Source organism: Pseudomonas tremae (assembly GCF_023278125.1).
Classification (GTDB): domain Bacteria; phylum Pseudomonadota; class Gammaproteobacteria; order Pseudomonadales; family Pseudomonadaceae; genus Aquipseudomonas; species Aquipseudomonas tremae.
This window is the reverse complement of record NZ_CP066271.1, coordinates 71,104-88,158: the sequence shown is the minus strand read 5'-3', so window position 1 is coordinate 88,158 and position 17,055 is coordinate 71,104. Positions and strand designations below refer to the sequence as shown.

The 17,055-nt window shown below is 51.4% G+C and carries 18 protein-coding genes and 2 pseudogenes; 7 read left to right on the top strand and 13 right to left on the bottom strand.

From position 1 onward, the window contains the following. Window position 1 precedes the first annotated feature (1 nt). Entirely contained in the window at window positions 2–2,968 is a 2,967-nt protein-coding gene (locus tag I9H09_RS26385) for a Tn3 family transposase (RefSeq protein WP_236502509.1), read from the top strand. Between the two features lie 50 nt (window positions 2,969–3,018). Here the strand turns inward: I9H09_RS26385 and I9H09_RS26380 are convergent, their stop codons facing one another. From I9H09_RS26380 to I9H09_RS26335, 10 genes are all read right to left on the bottom strand, one after another. Further along, on the bottom strand, window positions 3,019–3,324 hold the full coding sequence (locus tag I9H09_RS26380; RefSeq protein ID WP_122346904.1) for a conjugal transfer protein: 306 nt from the start codon (window positions 3,322–3,324) through the stop codon (window positions 3,019–3,021). A 67-nt stretch (window positions 3,325–3,391) separates the two neighbouring features. After that, window positions 3,392–4,324, bottom strand: coding sequence for a TrbL/VirB6 family protein (locus I9H09_RS26375; protein WP_054990083.1), 933 nt, complete (start codon window positions 4,322–4,324; stop codon window positions 3,392–3,394). Between the two features lie 10 nt (window positions 4,325–4,334). Further along, window positions 4,335–4,688 (bottom strand): hypothetical protein, encoded by a 354-nt coding sequence (locus I9H09_RS26370; RefSeq protein ID WP_054990082.1) that lies wholly within the window; start codon window positions 4,686–4,688, stop codon window positions 4,335–4,337. 31 nt (window positions 4,689–4,719) lie between these two features. Further along, complete coding sequence (virB5, locus tag I9H09_RS26365) at window positions 4,720–5,406, bottom strand: P-type DNA transfer protein VirB5 (protein WP_054990081.1); 687 nt, start codon at window positions 5,404–5,406, stop codon at window positions 4,720–4,722. Beyond that, window positions 5,403–7,901, bottom strand: coding sequence for a VirB4 family type IV secretion system protein (locus tag I9H09_RS26360; RefSeq protein WP_235667922.1), 2,499 nt, complete (start codon window positions 7,899–7,901; stop codon window positions 5,403–5,405). The genes virB5 and I9H09_RS26360 overlap by 4 nt, the downstream gene beginning before the upstream one ends. Then, on the bottom strand, window positions 7,807–8,292 hold the full coding sequence (locus I9H09_RS26355) for a VirB3 family type IV secretion system protein (protein WP_081032896.1): 486 nt from the start codon (window positions 8,290–8,292) through the stop codon (window positions 7,807–7,809). Before I9H09_RS26355 ends, I9H09_RS26360 begins: the two co-directional genes overlap by 95 nt. Window positions 8,293–8,304: 12 nt before the next feature. Beyond that, window positions 8,305–8,640, bottom strand: coding sequence for a hypothetical protein (locus tag I9H09_RS26350; protein WP_016569406.1), 336 nt, complete (start codon window positions 8,638–8,640; stop codon window positions 8,305–8,307). Then, window positions 8,640–9,347 (bottom strand): lytic transglycosylase domain-containing protein, encoded by a 708-nt coding sequence (locus I9H09_RS26345; RefSeq protein WP_054990080.1) that lies wholly within the window; start codon window positions 9,345–9,347, stop codon window positions 8,640–8,642. The genes I9H09_RS26350 and I9H09_RS26345 overlap by 1 nt, the downstream gene beginning before the upstream one ends. A gap of 12 nt (window positions 9,348–9,359) precedes the next feature. After that, entirely contained in the window at window positions 9,360–9,602 is a 243-nt protein-coding gene (locus I9H09_RS26340) for a hypothetical protein (RefSeq protein ID WP_054990079.1), read from the bottom strand. A gap of 88 nt (window positions 9,603–9,690) precedes the next feature. Then, a complete protein-coding gene (locus tag I9H09_RS26335; RefSeq protein ID WP_054990078.1) occupies window positions 9,691–10,224 on the bottom strand; it encodes a transcription termination/antitermination NusG family protein in 534 nt (177 codons plus the stop codon). Between the two features lie 245 nt (window positions 10,225–10,469). Here I9H09_RS26335 and I9H09_RS26330 point away from each other — a divergent pair, with 245 nt between their 5' ends. Beyond that, window positions 10,470–10,826, top strand: a complete 357-nt coding sequence (locus I9H09_RS26330) for a helix-turn-helix domain-containing protein (RefSeq protein ID WP_054990128.1) — start codon at window positions 10,470–10,472, stop codon at window positions 10,824–10,826. Between the two features lie 305 nt (window positions 10,827–11,131). Here the strand turns inward: I9H09_RS26330 and I9H09_RS26325 are convergent, their stop codons facing one another. After that, window positions 11,132–12,232, bottom strand: a complete 1,101-nt coding sequence (locus I9H09_RS26325) for a polyamine ABC transporter substrate-binding protein (protein WP_054990077.1) — start codon at window positions 12,230–12,232, stop codon at window positions 11,132–11,134. A gap of 108 nt (window positions 12,233–12,340) precedes the next feature. On the opposite strand from I9H09_RS26325, the gene I9H09_RS26320 reads away from it, so the two are divergent. Continuing rightward, the gene (locus I9H09_RS26320) at window positions 12,341–13,114 is read left to right on the top strand and encodes a response regulator transcription factor (RefSeq protein ID WP_054990076.1); all 774 of its coding nucleotides are present in this window, start codon (window positions 12,341–12,343) and stop codon (window positions 13,112–13,114) included. Between the two features lie 27 nt (window positions 13,115–13,141). On the opposite strand, the gene I9H09_RS26315 is transcribed toward I9H09_RS26320, so the two are convergent. Together I9H09_RS26315 and I9H09_RS26310 are read right to left on the bottom strand one after the other, a co-directional pair. Continuing rightward, on the bottom strand, window positions 13,142–13,429 hold the full coding sequence (locus I9H09_RS26315) for a hypothetical protein (protein WP_122346903.1): 288 nt from the start codon (window positions 13,427–13,429) through the stop codon (window positions 13,142–13,144). Continuing rightward, a pseudogene (locus tag I9H09_RS26310) lies at window positions 13,429–13,884 on the bottom strand (DUF2778 domain-containing protein); the annotation flags it as partial. The gene I9H09_RS26315 and the pseudogene I9H09_RS26310, both read right to left, overlap by 1 nt. Before the next feature lie 332 nt (window positions 13,885–14,216). On the opposite strand from I9H09_RS26310, the pseudogene I9H09_RS26305 reads away from it, so the two are divergent. The 4 genes and pseudogenes from I9H09_RS26305 to I9H09_RS26290 all read left to right on the top strand — a co-directional run. Then, window positions 14,217–14,582: pseudogene (locus tag I9H09_RS26305) on the top strand (saccharopine dehydrogenase NADP-binding domain-containing protein); the annotation flags it as partial. A gap of 123 nt (window positions 14,583–14,705) precedes the next feature. After that, entirely contained in the window at window positions 14,706–15,560 is an 855-nt protein-coding gene (locus tag I9H09_RS26300) for a saccharopine dehydrogenase C-terminal domain-containing protein (protein WP_235662928.1), read from the top strand. A 21-nt stretch (window positions 15,561–15,581) separates the two neighbouring features. After that, entirely contained in the window at window positions 15,582–16,304 is a 723-nt protein-coding gene (locus I9H09_RS26295; RefSeq protein ID WP_024691566.1) for a hypothetical protein, read from the top strand. Between the two features lie 22 nt (window positions 16,305–16,326). Further along, on the top strand, window positions 16,327–17,040 hold the full coding sequence (locus I9H09_RS26290; RefSeq protein WP_234778524.1) for a hypothetical protein: 714 nt from the start codon (window positions 16,327–16,329) through the stop codon (window positions 17,038–17,040). The last annotated feature ends 15 nt before the right edge of the window (window positions 17,041–17,055 follow it).

Genomic DNA, 17,055 nt, shown 5'->3' with positions numbered 1-17,055 from the left:
CATGCCCCGTCGCTCGATACTCTCGGCTTCTGAGCGCGACACTTTGCTTGCGCTGCCGGAAAGCCAGGACGATCTAATCCGCTACTACACCTTCAACGAGTCCGACCTGTCGCTGATCCGTCAGCGACGGGGTGATGCCAATCGCCTCGGCTTTGCCGTGCAACTCTGCCTGCTGCGCTACCCCGGTTACGCGCTGGTCACCGACAGCGTACTGCCCGATCCGGTCATTGAGTGGGTGGCACGACAGGTTCAGGCGGCGTCCGAAAGCTGGGCGAAGTATGGAGAGCGCGATGTCACCCGCCGTGAACATGCCCAAGAGTTGCGAACCTACTTGGGCTTGTTGCCGTTCGGGCTGTCGGACTTTCGTGCCCTGGTGCGCGAACTGACCGACCTGGCACAGCAGACCGACAAAGGTCTGTTACTCGCCGGGCAGGCCTTGGAGAGTCTGCGTCAGCAACGGCGGATCTTGCCCACGCTGACGGTCATTGATCGGGCCTGCTCCGAAGCAGTAGCGCGAGCCAACCGAAGGGTCTACCGTGCCTTGATCGAGCCGCTGAGCCAGTCGCATCGCAACAAGCTCGACGAACTGCTGACCATCAAAACGGGCAGCAACAGCACCTGGTTGACCTGGCTGCGGCAGTCACCGTTGAAGCCGAATTCGCGGCACATGATGGAACACATCGAGCGCCTGAAAATCTTCCAGTTGGTGGCCCTGCCCGAAGGGCTCGACCGGCACATCCACCAGAACCGGCTGCTCAAGCTGGCCCGTGAAGGTGGGCAGATGACGCCTCAGGATCTGGGCAAGTTCGAGAACGAACGGCGCTACGCCACCCTGGTGGCCATGGTACTGGAAAGCACTGCGACGGTGACCGATGAACTGGTGGATCTGCACGACCGCATCCTGGTCAAGCTGTTCAGCAGCGCCAAGAACAAGCATCAGCAGCAATTTCAGAAACAGGGCAAGGCGATCAACGACAAGGTGCGTCTGTACTCGAAGATAGGTCAGGCCTTGCTGGAGGCCAAAGCGTCGGGTGACGATCCATTCGCCGCCATCGAGGCGGTCATGCCGTGGGACGAATTCGCCCAGAGTGTGACCGACGCCGAGCTGTTGGCCCGCCCTGAAACCTTCGACCATTTGCACCTGGTCAGCGAGAACTTCAATACGCTGCGCCGCTACACCCCGGCTTTTCTGGAGGTGCTTCAGTTGCGGGCCGCACCGGCAGCGCAACGTGTGCTGGATGCCATCCAGCAGCTGCGCGAGATGAACGCAGACAACCTGCGCAAGGTGCCATCGGACGCACCAACCGCCTTCATCAAGCCGCGCTGGAAACCGCTGGTGATCACGCCGGAGGGTATTGACCGGCGCTTTTACGAGATCTGCGTCTTGTCCGAACTGAAGAACGCGCTGCGCTCCGGTGACATTTGGGTGAAAGGCTCACGGCAGTTCCGTGACTTTGAAGATTACCTGCTACCACCCGCTAAGTTTGCCGCGCTCAAGAAGGAACAGGCGCTTCCACTGACGATCAACCCCAACAGCGACCAGTATCTGGAGGAACGTTTACAGCTGCTGGATGAGCAACTGGCGACCGTCGCCAAGCTGGCCAAAGACAACGAGTTACCCGATGCCATCCTCACCGAGTCCGGACTGAAGATCACCCCACTGGATGCGGCGGTACCGGACACCGCCCAGGCGCTGATCGACAAGACCAGTCAGCTACTGCCGCGCATCAAGATAACCGAACTGCTGATGGACGTGGATGAATGGACAGGGTTCACCCGTCACTTTACCCACCTGAAGGATGGTGCCCAGGCCAAAGATCGAACGCTGCTGCTTTCGGCGATCCTCGGTGACGCCATCAACATCGGGCTGACCAAAATGGCCGAGTCGAGTCCGGGCATGACCTACGCCAAGCTGTCTTGGCTGCAAGCCTGGCACATCCGCGACGAAACCTATTCGGCGGCACTGGCCGAACTGGTTAACAGCCAGTTCAATCATGCCTTCGCGGCCAACTGGGGTGATGGCACCACCTTATCTTCCGATGGCCAGCGCTTCCGTGCAGGCGGTCGAGGCGAAAGCACTGGCCACGTCAACCCGAAATACGGCAACGAGCCGGGGCGGCTGTTCTACACCCACATCTCCGACCAGTACGCGCCGTTCAGCACCCGCGTGGTGAATGTCGGCGTACGGGACTCCACCTACGTACTCGATGGGTTGCTGTATCACGAGTCAGATCTGCGGATCGAGGAGCATTACACCGACACGGCGGGCTTCACCGATCACGTCTTCGCGCTGATGCACCTGCTGGGCTTTCGTTTTGCGCCGCGCATCCGCGACCTAGGCGAGACCAAACTGTATGTACCGAACAGTGTCCAGGACTACCCGACACTGCGCCCAATGATCGGTGGCCCGTTGAACATTAAGCACGTCCGCGCTCACTGGGACGAGATTCTGCGCCTGGCCGCGTCGATCAAACAGGGCACCGTCACTGCCTCGTTGATGCTGCGCAAGCTGGGCAGCTATCCGCGCCAGAACGGCCTGGCCGTAGCGCTACGGGAACTAGGCCGGATCGAACGCACGCTGTTTATCCTCGATTGGCTGCAAAGTGTAGAGTTGCGTCGTCGCGTGCACGCTGGATTGAACAAGGGCGAGGCGCGAAATGCCCTGGCCAGGGCGGTGTTCTTCAACCGCCTCGGCGAAATCAGGGATCGGAGCTTCGAGCAGCAGCGATACCGGGCCAGCGGCCTCAACCTGGTGACCGCCGCCATAGTGCTGTGGAACACGGTCTACCTGGAGCGGGCAACCCAAGGGCTGACCGACGCCGGAAAGCCGGTGAATATCGACCTGTATCAATACCTGTCGCCGTTGGGTTGGGAGCACATCAACCTGACTGGCGATTACGTCTGGCGGCAGAGCCGCAAGCTGGAAGACGGGAAATTCAGGCCGCTACGACAGGTCGGCAAACCTTAGCGTACGATTTTTTCCGAATTCTCTAGGCTCCCCTACACGTGCTTCGCGGATCAGTTCGCGGAGCATTTGGAGTCGTTGGGTGGGGCCTCGGCGGGCTTTGCCGGGGAGGCGCTTGCGGCGGTTGCCGGGCGCTTTGGACTGGTGGTCTTGAGCGACCGGACCTTGGGCGCAGGGCTCGCTGCTGGCAGTACCCGGCCAGGCGCGGGCGTTGTCACGGGGGCAGCCCGAGGCGCAGGGGCATGTGTGAAGGGCATGTCTTCCCATTGCCCTTCCGGTTCGGAAAGTTTGGGTGCAGAGCCACACCCTGACAGCAAGGCAGCCGAAAGCAGCCCGCTTAAAGCAAGTTTGAAATTCATAGTGGAGTACCTGAAAGAAGCGAGGGTGTTGCGAGTAGGAAGAGGGCGTAGCCGGTAAAGCCGAGTGTTATTGGATGGTGTTGCGTCCCCCCCGCAGTTTAGAAATGCCGGCGGCGGCACCACGGGTCATGCTTTTGGCTGCACTAAACCCTGAAATTTTGCTGATCATTCCGCCTCCGGAGGGGCCGCCGCCCATGATGGAGGCTGCTTGCTGAGGCAGTTCGATGACAAGTGCTGTGAACGTGCCAAAGACAAGCAGAATAACGATATTTCCCACCAGAGTGGTATTCAACGTTCCGTCTTTAATCATCACGGTGTTGATAAAGCCGATTTCGATCGCAAGCACGACCGATATCAATACCTGAGCCAACATAAAGCCCGCAATGGCTCCAACCCAGCCCCAGAAATACTGCCTAGTCTGATCAAATAGCAGAAAGGCGATGAACAGAGGCCCCACGGCCACGATAGCCGTTGACGTGACTTTCAGTACAAAGAGCGTCGCCACGGCGGCAAGCAAGAATGGGACACCTCCAACAACATAAAACACCACAGCCTGAATCCCTAACCAAATGTCGGCAAAGCTAGTTGTTAGCATATTGAAATTCATAGCCGCTATCAGGGCTTTTAAGTTGGAGCCGTAAACAACGATCAAGCTGTCGATCTGGTTGGTTTGCGTGCCCTCCTGGCCGGACAAGATTCCCCCCATCCAGTTGGGAAAGCCGGTGATAAAGGGCACAATCGTCTGTACGTACCAGTCTAGGTTGAATGCACATGCGGTTATGGCTGCCATTTTCATAATTTCTTTGGCCACATCCTCGAAGGCAACGTTCATCCCCCGGTACAGCCACTGCATGTTGCGAAGCGTGAAGTGGATCAGCCACATGGTGCCAAAGAGCGCCCCAAGCCCCAGCATCACCTTGGCCATCCCAGTGACCAAGGTGCTTTGCAGAGCGGCATCAACGAAATCAAACAACGTCTGGGCTATTTTTGTTACGTCCATGCCGCCTCCGTTATTTTGACTTTAGAAATTCTGTGCCATCAAAATGTAAAACCCCTCCTTCCAAACGCATGGTTGCGAGGCCGCCTAGCATACTCAGTACCGTATCCGACTCAGCCTTGGCTTCAAACTTTTGTACACTCGTGTTTGGCTTTTCGTTACCTGATGCTTCCAAGGTCCTAGCAAGATCAATATGGAAGTTCTCTCCATCTTTTGAAATGGTCATAACATAAGTTGGCTTGTACATTCTCTGAGTATTTTGACCTTCCCAACGCCCGATAAAGTCATCACCTTTCCCTCCGTTGCACCCTGAAACCAGAAATGCAAACAGCACTAAACAAGACAGAGCGCTCATTTTTTTAAACATGGTCATATTCCCTTTTGAAATTATTAATTAATCACTCGTAGCTAGGACGCACGCTCGTTTTACCGTTCATGTAATCGCGGAACGCTTGGGCCCGTTTTTCGTTTTCCATTTTCTCTTGCTGCTGCTGGAGCATCTGCATGTTGGCCAGCCGCATCTGCTGGTTTTGCAGCTCGATCAACTCCTGCTGGTAGCGCAGCTGTAAATCCTCCTTCTGCTGTGGGGTCTGCACCTCGTTCAACCGCGCCCGTAGCAGCTCGGCGTTCTTGACCCGTTCAGTGCTGGCGTTGTAATTGCGCTCCAGCGCATCCGCAGCCGACATCAACTGGTCGAATTTCGCCTGCACGCTGGCATTATCCGAAGTTAAGCCGTAGCGGTCACGCAAACTGGCGATATCCCGTCCAGTGCTGTACACATCGGCCCAGTCCCCAAGGGGCATGACCTTGTTCAAGGCAGGGTCGTTCAGGAACCCACCCAACATGTCGTTGCCGGTGATGATGCTTTTGTAGTGGTTGTATTGCTGCGCGACCTGGGTGATGCCTTCCTTGGCTGTACTCAGCGCGTCCATCGCCTGTTTGGCCTGGGCCAACGCATTCGCCTTCAGTGCAAGCAGGTTAGACGGATCCAGGACCGGAACACCTGGCACTGCTGCGTGGGCAGCAGGCATCACTGCGGTCAACATGAACATGCTCAGCGCACAAGCCATCACCTGTTTTTTCATGACGAAACCTCTACTTCGTTGTGTTCTTGAAGGGCCTTCCAGGCTTTTTGGAAGGCTGGCATCCAGCGCTGTGCATCCCGCGTTTTCATGGACTGGCGCAAGCCCTCGGCATAGTCGAACGCAGGCAGCCACACAGCGGCATCGTCGGTGTTCAGCCATTGGCGCACGGCTTCAGCCACCAGGAACGCGTCTACCCATAGCTTGGGATCGGTCGTGTCCAGGTGTTGCCGGATACGCTCGGCCACCGCCAGGTTCTTTTTCGTAGCTGATAACAGCGGCAACCAGTACTTGAGGGGGCCGTCCAGCTCCATCTTCAGCTTCACCGTCTGATTACCCTGCTGCACCACCATTTCCCGGCTCAGCGGCCCCATATCACGCACGGCCTCGAACAACTTGCCCGTAACGCCAAACTTCGCGTAACTCTCAGCCTGGGCTTTTTTGTTGGGCAGCCAGATGGGGGTCGTCACTTGCTGAATGACTGCCGCAGCGTAAGGCGTTGCCAGCGCTTGCTCGGGGTACTGGGTGTCCATGATCAGGATTTCCCCGCGCATGCGTCCGCTCTGCAGGACCTCCTTGATTGCATCCGCTGTGCTTTTGAACGACAACGGTGCCCAGTACTCGGCCACCACGTTCAGCAGCAGGTTGCCGGGTCGGGCCTGGTGCATTTCGCGCTTCATGTAGAACAGCGTGTTCAGAAACGCTTCCATGACCTCTGGGTGCTTCTGGGCGTAGTCGTTGTTAAGCAGCTGCGTGCAATCGAAGGCCAGACGCCGGTAGGTCTGCGCATTGAACTGGTTGACCGGCGAGTCCAGCACCCAGGCGTACTGGCCTTCGCGGCCTTCACCCGCCAGGCGGCACCATTTCGATAGCCGGGTCCGCAAGCAGTTTTCGCCTTGCTCAGGGATGTTTCGCAGCAGCAATGACATGCTGCGATTGCGCACGTTGGTGTGCGCCATGACAGCCTCGACCGAGTCCTTGATCCTTTTCTGGTCAGCGTCATTGCTCTTATCAGGTCCACCGGCGCAGCACAGCACCAGGTCAAACAGCATTTGCCGCAACCCCGGACTGTCGTGAAACTGAAACGGGTTGACGCCGGTGAAGTGCCCAGGCTGCACGGTGTAATATTCGGCCCCCAATCCACACAGCAGGTGCCTCAGCGACTCGTTATAGTCGATGCCGAAAATCAGCGGATCGAAGCGGCTGAGAAAGGTCAGCAGGATGGCCTCAGCTGTGGTTTTACCGACCCCCGTTTGGCCTGTGTAGACCGCGTGACCTGGAAGCATTTCACCGAGGTTATTCTGGCCGGGTGGGCTGTCATGCACGTTAAGGACATACAACGCTTTGTTGACCGTCAGAACCGGCATCACACCCGTTCCATCACCAATAGGGTTGCCCTTGACCTTACCCGTAGGAGTGGCGTGCAGGGAAAAGCCACCCGCCAGGTTCTCGGTCGATTTCATCATCGGGTACATGGCCTCGGTCACACCGGGGAACTGTGTGTACCAGGTATCGACGTTGCTCATGGTCGAACGTACAAAGTTCGCATCGTGGACCGTAAACACCGATTGCATCGCGGTGCCGTTCTCGATGGCCTGGTCCGGGGTCTTGCCGTATACAATCAACGAAGCGTGATAGCGGCCAAAGGCTTTATCACCGAGAGTGATGGCCTCGATAGCCTCATCAAGCTCTCTTGTCTGCTTTGAATCGTTTTCGACGGAGCCCAGATCTGAAATGTGCTTTTGGAATTTGTCCTTGGCCTTGTTGCGGTCCTCGAACAGAAACGTTTGCACCAGGGTGTATTCGAATTGCTGCTCGTTGGCTTCATCCCACATGCCGGGGTAGGTCCCGCCACTGGGGTAGTCGCGCAGGTCAAAGGTGGTCGCGAAACGCTGACCGCCCCGGTTAGGCCGGTTCTCGACAAAATCGTAGTTTTCAAAGTTGGTGACGCTATCAATAATCGCGTCACCAAGGCGGGTGTCGCTGACCAGCACGTCTTTTTCGTGCCCATTGATCAGCAGGCTGTAGTAGCGCCCGATCTGCGAGAACAATGCGCCGTGTTCGTTTTCCTCCAGTCCCATGATGGCCGGGTCATATTCGTCCAGCAGGGTTCTGGTCAGTGACAACAGGTCTTCCATACGCTGGATTCCGTCGTCAAGCTCCCGGTATTTGAGGACCAGAGCAATGCCGTACCCGACCTGGTAGAAGGTGCCGTTGCGAAATGGTGCGGTGTAAGCGTCCACGAAGTCCTGTAGCGCGGGCAGCGGCAACGAGTATTCCGTGTCTAGCTCGATGCCTGTTTTGGTGGTGTAAGTGTGCACCAACAGGTTCTTTCCTTCTTTCTTGCCCAAAGCCAGAAAGTAGCGGTTGCGGGTGTTGTACAGGCGGATCAGCTCTTCATCACTACGGGTCTCTTGAGAAACCCCCTTGAGCTGGATAAGGCTCACCAGGCGATTGCCGGACAGCGTCGTCATGAACTCGTGCACCGGATAGCCCATCAGCGGCACTTTCTCCTCCGCTGGCATAACGCTTTTGTGAAAATCGTGCGCCATAGAATTTGCTCCATTGCGGATTAATGGGGGTCAGCAACAACGGCTTGCCGTACTTGAAGTTCAGCCGGAGACGCCGCAGTGCAAAGCGGACGCGGCGTAAATATTGAGGATCGATCAGGCCAACAACCCTCAAGGCAATGAGGGCAATCAGGAATGGGGAGGCAACGACCAGGCCCCACACCCAGGACAGCAGAAACGTCGCGGCAACACCGAAGACCAAGCCGCCCATCAGCAATCCCACCATCGGCATGATGGGGATGTTCCAGAACATCGCGGGCCGACTCATCGCGTTGTAGCTTGGGGAAACCTCTTTTTTGAGCACTTCGTTACCGGCCATAAGCGCTCCTGGTCAACCCGGCACGCCGGTGCCGAATATTCCCCAAACCGCTGTGCCAATGGCAACTGTGGCTCCGACAACCATCAACACAGCAACCTGCTCCAGGTAGTCCATGAAGGTGTGCGAGCGGTCGCCCGTGGAGCGAGCAATCATCCATTTGGCACCTGACCAGATCAGGCAACACAGGCCCAGGGTGCCCGTCAGCATATAAATGCCCAGGCGAATATTGCTGCCATATTGCTGCAACGTGGTCAGCCAGTCAGCGGAGGCGATACCGGGCAGGTAGGCCAGAGCCACCAGCAGAATGCCCAGCTCGCCTTTGTTGGGCACAAGGGTACGTTTGATCATCATTGATCCTCTTGAGGGAGAGTTGAGGGTTGTTCTGGGGGTGACGCGGGCACTGCGGATGGAGCGGATGGCGCAGAAGCTGGCGGTGGTGCAGGCGGCAGATAGCGCGGGAACTGGCGCAGTACGTCCCAGCTTTCGTAGGTCGGATCAACGGTGGACGCCGGGGCCTGAGCGCGCTGGAGCTTGTTCGGTTCAGGTGATCCGCCTTCCAGTGCAGGGACCGTCACGGTGGTCGTGCCGGCGTTGGCCAACACACGTTGCACGTGGCTGCTGCCACCGAATTCGGCCTCGGCCTTGAAGCCGCGTTTGGGGTTGCCGCTGTAGTAGCAGGAAATAGCCTTGTGTAAAGCTGCCTGCCGGTTGGGCTCCTTGGCGCTGGCCCTTGCATAGCACTTTTCAAGAACAGCGGCGGCCATGCGCAGGTTGGTGCAGGGCTCAAATACAGGTTCGGGTAGGTTGACATCGAAATGCTGCCGGTTGATTTGGCCCAGGCCGATGCTGAAGTCAGCCCCCTCCGCGACCAGCTTTTTCACCACCAATACAGCTTCATCCAAGGTTTGCGGTTGACGCGGCAACACTTTGCCGACCACGCCAATGGCATAGGGATTGAAGGAGGATTCTGTCTTGACGATGGGGGTAAGCGTGGCTGGGTGTATCGAGGGAGCGCATTGCATGGCCAGGGCCAGAAAGGCACTGGTGGTGAGCATTGCAGGTTCCTTCTAGTCAGTAACAGTAAGAGGCGAGCCAGGTGCCGCTTTTTTGGAATCTTCAATCAACTGCTCAACGGCCATTTCAAGAAAATTATCGATCAGATAACGAGCGAGTTTTGAGGGTGAAATCTGCCTGGGGCTTTTAGTTTCATAGCTCACCCGTGTCGCGGCTTTGTTCAGCGCCTCCACCCTGACCGCTCGGATATAAACGCTTACTGTCTTGGTGGTTGCTTCATCTTCGGATGACGCCATGGGAACTCCTGAAGGTTGTGAGAACGCAAAAAAACACCGCCTGGCTAGACCATGCGGTGAAATGGGAAATCGTGGGAAGTGGTAAAGCCTAGGCGGCACTTACCATCGAGTAGCAAAGGGTGCCGGATCGTCTAACAAGACGCTCCAGCGCTGCATCCTGGGCCAGGAGCGCAAAGAACGCTGCTCGGCGCGCAGCTTCAGATTTCATGTCGATGATTAGACGTAGCGTCTTTTCCAGCTCAGTCGGCAAATTACGAAACTCGATGCAATCAAGCGCACGGTTGGGACGAACCAAAGCCGCTGCCTTTAATGCCTCTACCGTGCTGTCCTGCATGACACACGCTTGACCGCCGAACTCACACGTTTGACCGCCGAACTGAACGAACCCATGAGCACCATTCAACGCTGTGATGGTGGTGGTATGCGTCACTTGGGGATCGAAGCGCAACAGCAGATACCCCGGAAACAAGCGCACCTCTTTCTCTATTGATGAGGGACGATCCGTGCGTTTGCGAGAGGTCTTTCTGGTGGGGGAGTACACCTCCACACCCAATCGCTCGATCGACGTGATAAGTGACTGGTAAACGGAGGAATTGTGCATCAAAACACGCCAATTTTTCATAATCGGATCCTTTTGATCAGGCGCTCTTTCGAATTCCCAAACCGCTGAGAGCAGGGGCGAGTGGTGTGCTGATGAAAACCAGCTCCATCTGTATCTGGGCCATGGGATGGCCAGCAGGTGATGGATTTGTAGATAACAAAATAGATCAAACAGAATAAAAAGTAAACAGAAACCTATCTATTAGATAGCTTTAATTCTTTTCTGCAAGGCATGCCCATGAAATCATGAGATTTTATGGGCTAAAAATGGACACGCTTCGAAGCTTTGTAGGAGCAAAAATCAAGGCTCTTCGTAAATTGTCAGGTATGAGCCAAGCCGCTCTAGCTGAGAAAATAGGCTGTGACGCTCCACTTGTAGGTTGTTACGAAAGGGGCATTTACCTCCCTGGTGTCGAGCAATTGATAAAAATCTCGATGGCTTTTGACGTAGCTCCTGGCGAACTGCTTCCAGGCGGCCAAGACGCACTGAGGACGCGCCTAATATCGCTTAGGCAGGCCATCGCTGACAAAGCAATAGAAGTCGACTCTCCAGAATCTCTGGAAGAGATACTGGCGTTCATGAATAAATTCACAATTTATAATAAGCCAGACGAAAAAAAATAGACCACTTCAAATCTCATTTAAGGCCGTATTTACGTGAAATCTCAATGATTCTAGAATGTCGCTCGTAATTTAGTTCAATTGCCTCGCTATCTATTGGAAAGATACCATCAGACAACAAAGAGTAGTACATATCGTCTAGACGTATCAAATCAATCAATTCTTTGATTTCTACCTGACATTGCTTTGTGAATACACTTGTTAGAGCACTCATAGCTTATTATAAACCTCAACTCAATACAGTCATTTGAGAACCCCTAAACTAAAAAAGTAAGCAAAGGGGCACTCAATATTAAATATATTAAGGATTACATACCGCTTTTTATTTTAACCCAAGCACGGGTACGAATCCGTTCCAGCTTCAAAGGTAGTGGCTCCAAAGGGAAAAGCCTAGCGATAGCATCTTTATCCAGATATATAGATGTGTTACTACTAAGCTTTGCGTCTACAAACTGCAGAGCATCTTTGTTCGCGCTAGGGTACAGTGTATGATTTGAAGTTTTAGCAATCACCTCAGGACGCAGAATATAGTTTATGAACTTCATGCCCTCTTGAGGATGAGGGGCATCTTTCAACAAAACCATATTTTCAGACCATACTAAAGCGCCTTCACGTGGAATGGAGTACGCAATCCGTCGTCCAGTCCTGTTCTTTTCGTTTATTTCTTGCGCGGCAAGTGCACCATTTGCCCACCCGACAACGACGCAAATGTTTCCATCAGCAAGATCAGCGTCAATTTTGGACGAGTCAAAATAGCGCACATAAGGACGAATCTTAAGCAGCAGGGCTTGAGCTTTCTTATAGTCCTCAGGGTTCTTGCTGTTGTGAGGCAATCCAAGATAGTGCAATGCAATAGAAATAATTTCACTAGGGGAATCGAGCATTGCTACACCGCATTGCTTCAGCTTGCTAATATTTTCTTCCTTGAATACCAAATCCCAGCTATCGACCGGGGCATCATCGCCGATGGCAGCCTTCACCTTATCGACATCATAGCCGATTCCGGTAGTACCCCAGAGGTAGGGCACTGCGTAAAGATTTCCTGGATCATTGACAGAGACCTTAGCCAACATATCTGAGTCAAGGTGAGACCAGTTACTGAGTTGACTACGATCCAGAGGTTGGAGAACTCCAGCAGTGATCAAATTTGGTAACACATTTGAAGTGGCTACTACTACATCATACCCTGTGCGTCCAGCCATAACCTTGCTTTGCATGATCTCGGCGCTGTCAAAGGAATCAATGAGCAATTGGTTGCCGGTTTCGTGCTCAAACTCCTTAGGGGTATCTGGTGCGATGAAGCCATACCAGTTGTACAGATTAACACTGGGCGGGCTTGCCACCGCTGTAGTCAGGCCCACGCTGAACAAAGAGGCAGTCAAGAGGGTCAATAGACACACGTTTTTCATAGGCTTTCTCCATGCCGGTTGTCAGTAATCATTAGTAGGCTCCGAATCCGCGAGGCTGCAATATAATCGTACCGAGTCCGATTTCAAATAACCCAAAAGGGGTAGATGATGCTAAACCAGCTCCAGTGCAATATTTGGCACAGATCAATAGCCAAGCTGATCGAGAAGCTAAACCGGCCTGAGTTTTGGAATTCGCTAGTCAGGTTGCTGAACGAATACTCTCCAATTGACAACTGGGTAGTGCTAGTTTTCGGGAACAATGGCGTGCAGGCACTCTGCCACATCGAAACTGCAGATGCAGAGGAAATAGACGGTCTGATCAACCACTATGTTAAGGGGCTTTACATGCTTGACCCTTTTTACATAGCCAATCGCGAAAATCCGCAAAGTGGTTTTTTTCATCTTTTAGATATTGCACCTACTCACTTTTCTGAAACTGAATACTATCATCTGTATTTTGAGGAGTTTGTTTCAGTCGATGAGGTACAATTTAACGTTCAGCTTGATTCTGATAAAACACTATGTCTATCATTAGGAAACAAGAGCCGCTTTACTCAAGACAATATCGCTACATTTGACCTGATTAAACCTTGGGTATTAGCCTTAATGAAGCAGCAAATAGCCTCTGAAATCGGCGAGTCAAAAAACTCACGCCCGCAGCAATGGCAGGACAGAATTGTAGCACTCGCACCAAAACTCACAGGTCGTGAGATCGAAGTTTTAAAGCTAGCATTGAGCGGCTTTTCAAATAGCGAGATTGCTGGAAAACTATCAGTATCTCCAGAAACTGTTAAAGTACATCGGCGAAATTTGTACAGCAAGCTCAATATAAAATCGCAGTCAGAGCTTTTTGCTTATTTCTTTCAAAGCACTATAAGTTAATACCAGAAGACCCAAAAGGATAAACCTCTATTTGCTTTTGATTTTTGGAGAAAATTTTAGAACTAACCTCGACAGGAACCAGGCAGAAACTGAAACCAAAAGCAATGAAGCTAATAGCACTACGCAAATCACCATTGTTTCTGCATCCTCGATTCCTTTCGCATCGAAGAAATCATGCAAGAACAGATAAATTGCGCGACCAGATGGCGTCTCTAATCCGGCACGCACGAACCCGCTTAGAATCAGGGTTCTTGTGAGTATAGAAGCCACTATAACCACAGCAAAGACCTTCATAGCAGCTTTAACAAGGCTCATTATTTTCCAGTCCTCGGATCAATAACATCCAGAATTCCAAAGTACTTTTTTTCAGTTCCGGGAATTCGGTCTCCATCCATGTTGTGCAGGTAGATGCTGAGCTGATTGAAAGCAATTTCAGATATCATAGTGACACATCCCTCGCTTAAACCTAATGGACCAATAGGATGCAGCCTGAAATTACCTCTGATCACGTTATTGACTGTCGTCGCATCATCAACACTTCCATCATCACGGTAAAGTGAAAACCAACGACTCCGATCAGTCCGGGCAAAAAAATCTGAGAGCGGTTCTCGCGCCCAGCCAAATCGGCCGCCGCTTTCCCGATCAAGAATATAATACCGGCCAGGTGGAAGCGGTCCTTTTTTAGATCTCCCACTGCAGCAGCAGATCATTGGCAAAACCAGATAAGCCTGAAAAAGCCTTTAGCTCTCGTTATTAATGCACATCAGCACTCACTGAACTGTGGACGGACAGGGTAGCCCAACGGGGTGGATCGGGTGAGCCGTTCAACACGCGTTACATATTAACCCCTCGAATTTCCAACGTTTCGGGCACTGCCGCGTGGTTCTGAGCAACCACTTGTGATATTGGATCCAATCGACTAGGATCATGGACCAAGTGGTAATAACGAACACGGGATGAGCTAAACAAAATGATATTAAAATGCTACCAAAGGTAGCCGAGTTAGTCCTCTATGAAATGATTACGCGGAGACAGCCATTTGGAATAGTGGTTGGTTTTCTATTTGTGGGCATGGACATTGGAAAAATAAAGGAGATCTAGTATGAAAACCATCGATAATATAGTGATTGTGGGGTTTGGAAGCATCGCTCAGGCACTGATTCCTCTATTGGTGGAACGATACGAGTGCAAAATAACAATTTTTGAAAAGGACATCGATTCCGAAAAGGAAAAAATAGCGAGCGAGTTTAAAGCGATTATAGTAAACAGAACAATAACATAGCATAATTTGGAAACGCTTATATCACCGCATTTGAGCAAAACAACTTTTCTCCTAAATCTAGCAGTATCTGTTTCAAGCGAAGCGATGATCGAACTGGCACAACGTTTCGAAGCGCTATATCTTGACACATGCATTGAGCCTTGGGAATATTTGAGCGAAGACGACTCAAGCTTGACAAGTAATTTCCATCTCAGAGAGAGCCTGAAGAGATTTTCAACTGCCCAGAAAATCAATGGTAGTACCTCAATCGTCGCACATGGAGCAAATCCAGGGTTTATTTCAGTGCTTCTAAAAAAAGCATTAGTGACGATGGCACAGATAAATAAAATAGAATTTTTCCCTGTCAATCATCAAGACTGGGCGATTCTCTCTAAAAAGCTGGGCATCCGTGTTGTGCAGATTTCAGAGCGTGATACGCAAATATCTTCAGCCGAAAGACCGTCGGCACACTTCATGTGTACCTGGTCAGTAGACGGTCTTATAACCGAATGTCTACAGCCAGCGGAAATGGGCTGGGGAAGCCACGAGAATAAAGTGCCTGAGGGCAGCAAGCTTAGCCGATATGCAATAGCAATGACCGAGCAAGGCCGTGAAGTATTGGTAAAAAGCTGGACACCTAACTATCTAGACTTTGAAGGTTATCTGCTCACTCATAATGAGTCTCTATCTATAGCTGAGTATCTAACCGTGGGCGATAGCTCCAATCCCGATTACCGACCCACTGTTTACTATGCCTATCACCCATGCGATCAAGCTGTGGCATCAATGGGTCTTTTGAATGATGGACGTGAAAAAAATATTCGCTCCAAAGAAGTTTTGAAAGACAGTATAAGTTCTGGTATCGACGAGCTAGGTATATTTCTCATTAGCGATACGTATAAATCGTTATGGATGGGATCTAACCTTTCTATAGGCAAAGCTCGGAAGATGGTAAAGTACAATAGCGCTACAAGCCTGCAGGTCGTATCGAGCATCATTGCTGGAATGGCGTGGGCTGAATCAAACCCGAATGCCGGCGTTATTGAAACAGAGATGCTCGACTGGGAGTTTATTTACGAGATAGCTGAAAAATACTGGCAGCCAATAATTTGTCAAGAAGTAGATTGGCGACCTGTTAGGTCAAACAACTCGTTGCAGTTTGAACAATTCCGAGTTCGGAGCTGAACCAATTTCAAGGATGGAAAAATGACTACATCTAATCACTTTGCAATTCGATCTACACCGGACGCAGCCACGGTTCTGGCTGGCTTTAAGTTTCCGGATGTGGAGTTATCCGATACCCTTCGTCAAGAATGGAAAGACGTGTTCTTTGACTCAATCATCACTGAGTATGATGCAAGACGTCTTTACTGGTACTTGGAAGGAAACCATTCGGAGGTATTTTCTAGTATCGTCGAAGTGTTGAACCCTTGGCTTAGGGATGAAATAGATCATGCACACGGCTTTGCCGTTATCTATTCCTCGTATGCAAAGATCCCTTTCGATGAGGTGCTGTTAAGTGTCGAGCTGAGGAAGCCAGACTTTAGTATCATCGAGTCAATAGCTACAGATCCGCTGATGCTCCTAGTGACCCTCGCCTACGATGAGATAATTACGACCCATGTCTATCATCGCAGCATCGAAATTTATGACAACTTTGACTCACAGCAATTGTCGACTTGGATACGTAAGACTAAAAAAGACGAGGTGACACATTTTTTTTCGTTTGTACAGAAAGCCAAGGAAATGTTCCCTGACAGACTCCATGAGGTGCCAAGAATCCTGGACGAAATATTCAGAATCGACTTCGAGAAAGAGAGTTATACCGGTACATTCGTTTTGGATCACAACGCTCCCGATTTCCCGATCACCAAAGAAGAAATTGAAACAATGATAATTCCAGCGATCATCAAAAAATTTCGCGACTAACTGGAAAACTAAGGGAATTAGGATGATGTCCACAAACTTTTTGAAAAAGAGAAACTGGAGCTCCAAGGCGATATTTGAGGAAGTTGCGGCTAGTGGTTGGATCAATCCGGGAATCAAAGAATCGTTCCGAGATTTTTTTATGGCCGATCTTGTGTCAGAATACGACTCCGTCAACCTCTACAACTTTCTTTATCCTTACCGAAAAAGCTTTTCACCATACTTTGTCCAATACCTTGACTACTGGTATGTTGATGAGCGCAATCATGCCGACGGCTTTTTTGAACTACACCGTCTTATTTTTGGAACCGAAGAAGTTAGTCTGTTGAGAGTTTTGCACGACCGTACAGCAGACTTCACAGGTCTAGACGATATCTTATCAAGTGAGTTCAATCTGTTATTAATGTTCGCCTATGATGAGTACGTATCCGTAAAGACTTATAAGAAAGACACCTTCTATGCTGATTTTGGGCACGATGGATTTAAGTTTTGGATCAAGAATCTTATTGCTGACGAAGCCGTACACTTTGGTAATGCCATTAAGATTCTTAAGACCTATTACCCTCACAGGCTACATGAGGCTGAAAAAGTTCTTAGAATGATCGCAAACTTCGAAGGTGGAGATTATAAAAACACCTTCTTATTCGATCACGACGGACCACATTTCTTGCTAGATCATCATGAGGTGGGTGATGTAGTGATAAAAGAGATTCTGCAAATATTGGATAAGAGGTCTTAGTGAAAAAAGAATACT

Excerpts from the sequence above, each read along its gene's own strand:
- I9H09_RS26385 (WP_236502509.1), top strand. The coding sequence starts at position 2 with ATGCCCCGTCGCTCGATACTCTCGGCTTCTGAGCGCGACACTTTGCTT.
- I9H09_RS26380 (WP_122346904.1), bottom strand. The coding sequence starts at position 3,324 with ATGAATTTCAAACTTGCTTTAAGCGGGCTGCTTTCGGCTGCCTTGCTG.
- I9H09_RS26375 (WP_054990083.1), bottom strand. The coding sequence starts at position 4,324 with ATGGACGTAACAAAAATAGCCCAGACGTTGTTTGATTTCGTTGATGCC.
- I9H09_RS26370 (WP_054990082.1), bottom strand. The coding sequence starts at position 4,688 with ATGTTTAAAAAAATGAGCGCTCTGTCTTGTTTAGTGCTGTTTGCATTT.
- virB5 (WP_054990081.1), bottom strand. The coding sequence starts at position 5,406 with ATGAAAAAACAGGTGATGGCTTGTGCGCTGAGCATGTTCATGTTGACC.
- I9H09_RS26360 (WP_235667922.1), bottom strand. The coding sequence starts at position 7,901 with ATGGGCTATCCGGTGCACGAGTTCATGACGACGCTGTCCGGCAATCGC.
- I9H09_RS26355 (WP_081032896.1), bottom strand. The coding sequence starts at position 8,292 with ATGGCCGGTAACGAAGTGCTCAAAAAAGAGGTTTCCCCAAGCTACAAC.
- I9H09_RS26350 (WP_016569406.1), bottom strand. The coding sequence starts at position 8,640 with ATGATCAAACGTACCCTTGTGCCCAACAAAGGCGAGCTGGGCATTCTG.
- I9H09_RS26345 (WP_054990080.1), bottom strand. The coding sequence starts at position 9,347 with ATGCTCACCACCAGTGCCTTTCTGGCCCTGGCCATGCAATGCGCTCCC.
- I9H09_RS26340 (WP_054990079.1), bottom strand. The coding sequence starts at position 9,602 with ATGGCGTCATCCGAAGATGAAGCAACCACCAAGACAGTAAGCGTTTAT.
- I9H09_RS26335 (WP_054990078.1), bottom strand. The coding sequence starts at position 10,224 with ATGAAAAATTGGCGTGTTTTGATGCACAATTCCTCCGTTTACCAGTCA.
- I9H09_RS26330 (WP_054990128.1), top strand. The coding sequence starts at position 10,470 with ATGGACACGCTTCGAAGCTTTGTAGGAGCAAAAATCAAGGCTCTTCGT.
- I9H09_RS26325 (WP_054990077.1), bottom strand. The coding sequence starts at position 12,232 with ATGAAAAACGTGTGTCTATTGACCCTCTTGACTGCCTCTTTGTTCAGC.
- I9H09_RS26320 (WP_054990076.1), top strand. The coding sequence starts at position 12,341 with ATGCTAAACCAGCTCCAGTGCAATATTTGGCACAGATCAATAGCCAAG.
- I9H09_RS26315 (WP_122346903.1), bottom strand. The coding sequence starts at position 13,429 with ATGAGCCTTGTTAAAGCTGCTATGAAGGTCTTTGCTGTGGTTATAGTG.
- I9H09_RS26300 (WP_235662928.1), top strand. The coding sequence starts at position 14,706 with ATGGCACAGATAAATAAAATAGAATTTTTCCCTGTCAATCATCAAGAC.
- I9H09_RS26295 (WP_024691566.1), top strand. The coding sequence starts at position 15,582 with ATGACTACATCTAATCACTTTGCAATTCGATCTACACCGGACGCAGCC.
- I9H09_RS26290 (WP_234778524.1), top strand. The coding sequence starts at position 16,327 with ATGATGTCCACAAACTTTTTGAAAAAGAGAAACTGGAGCTCCAAGGCG.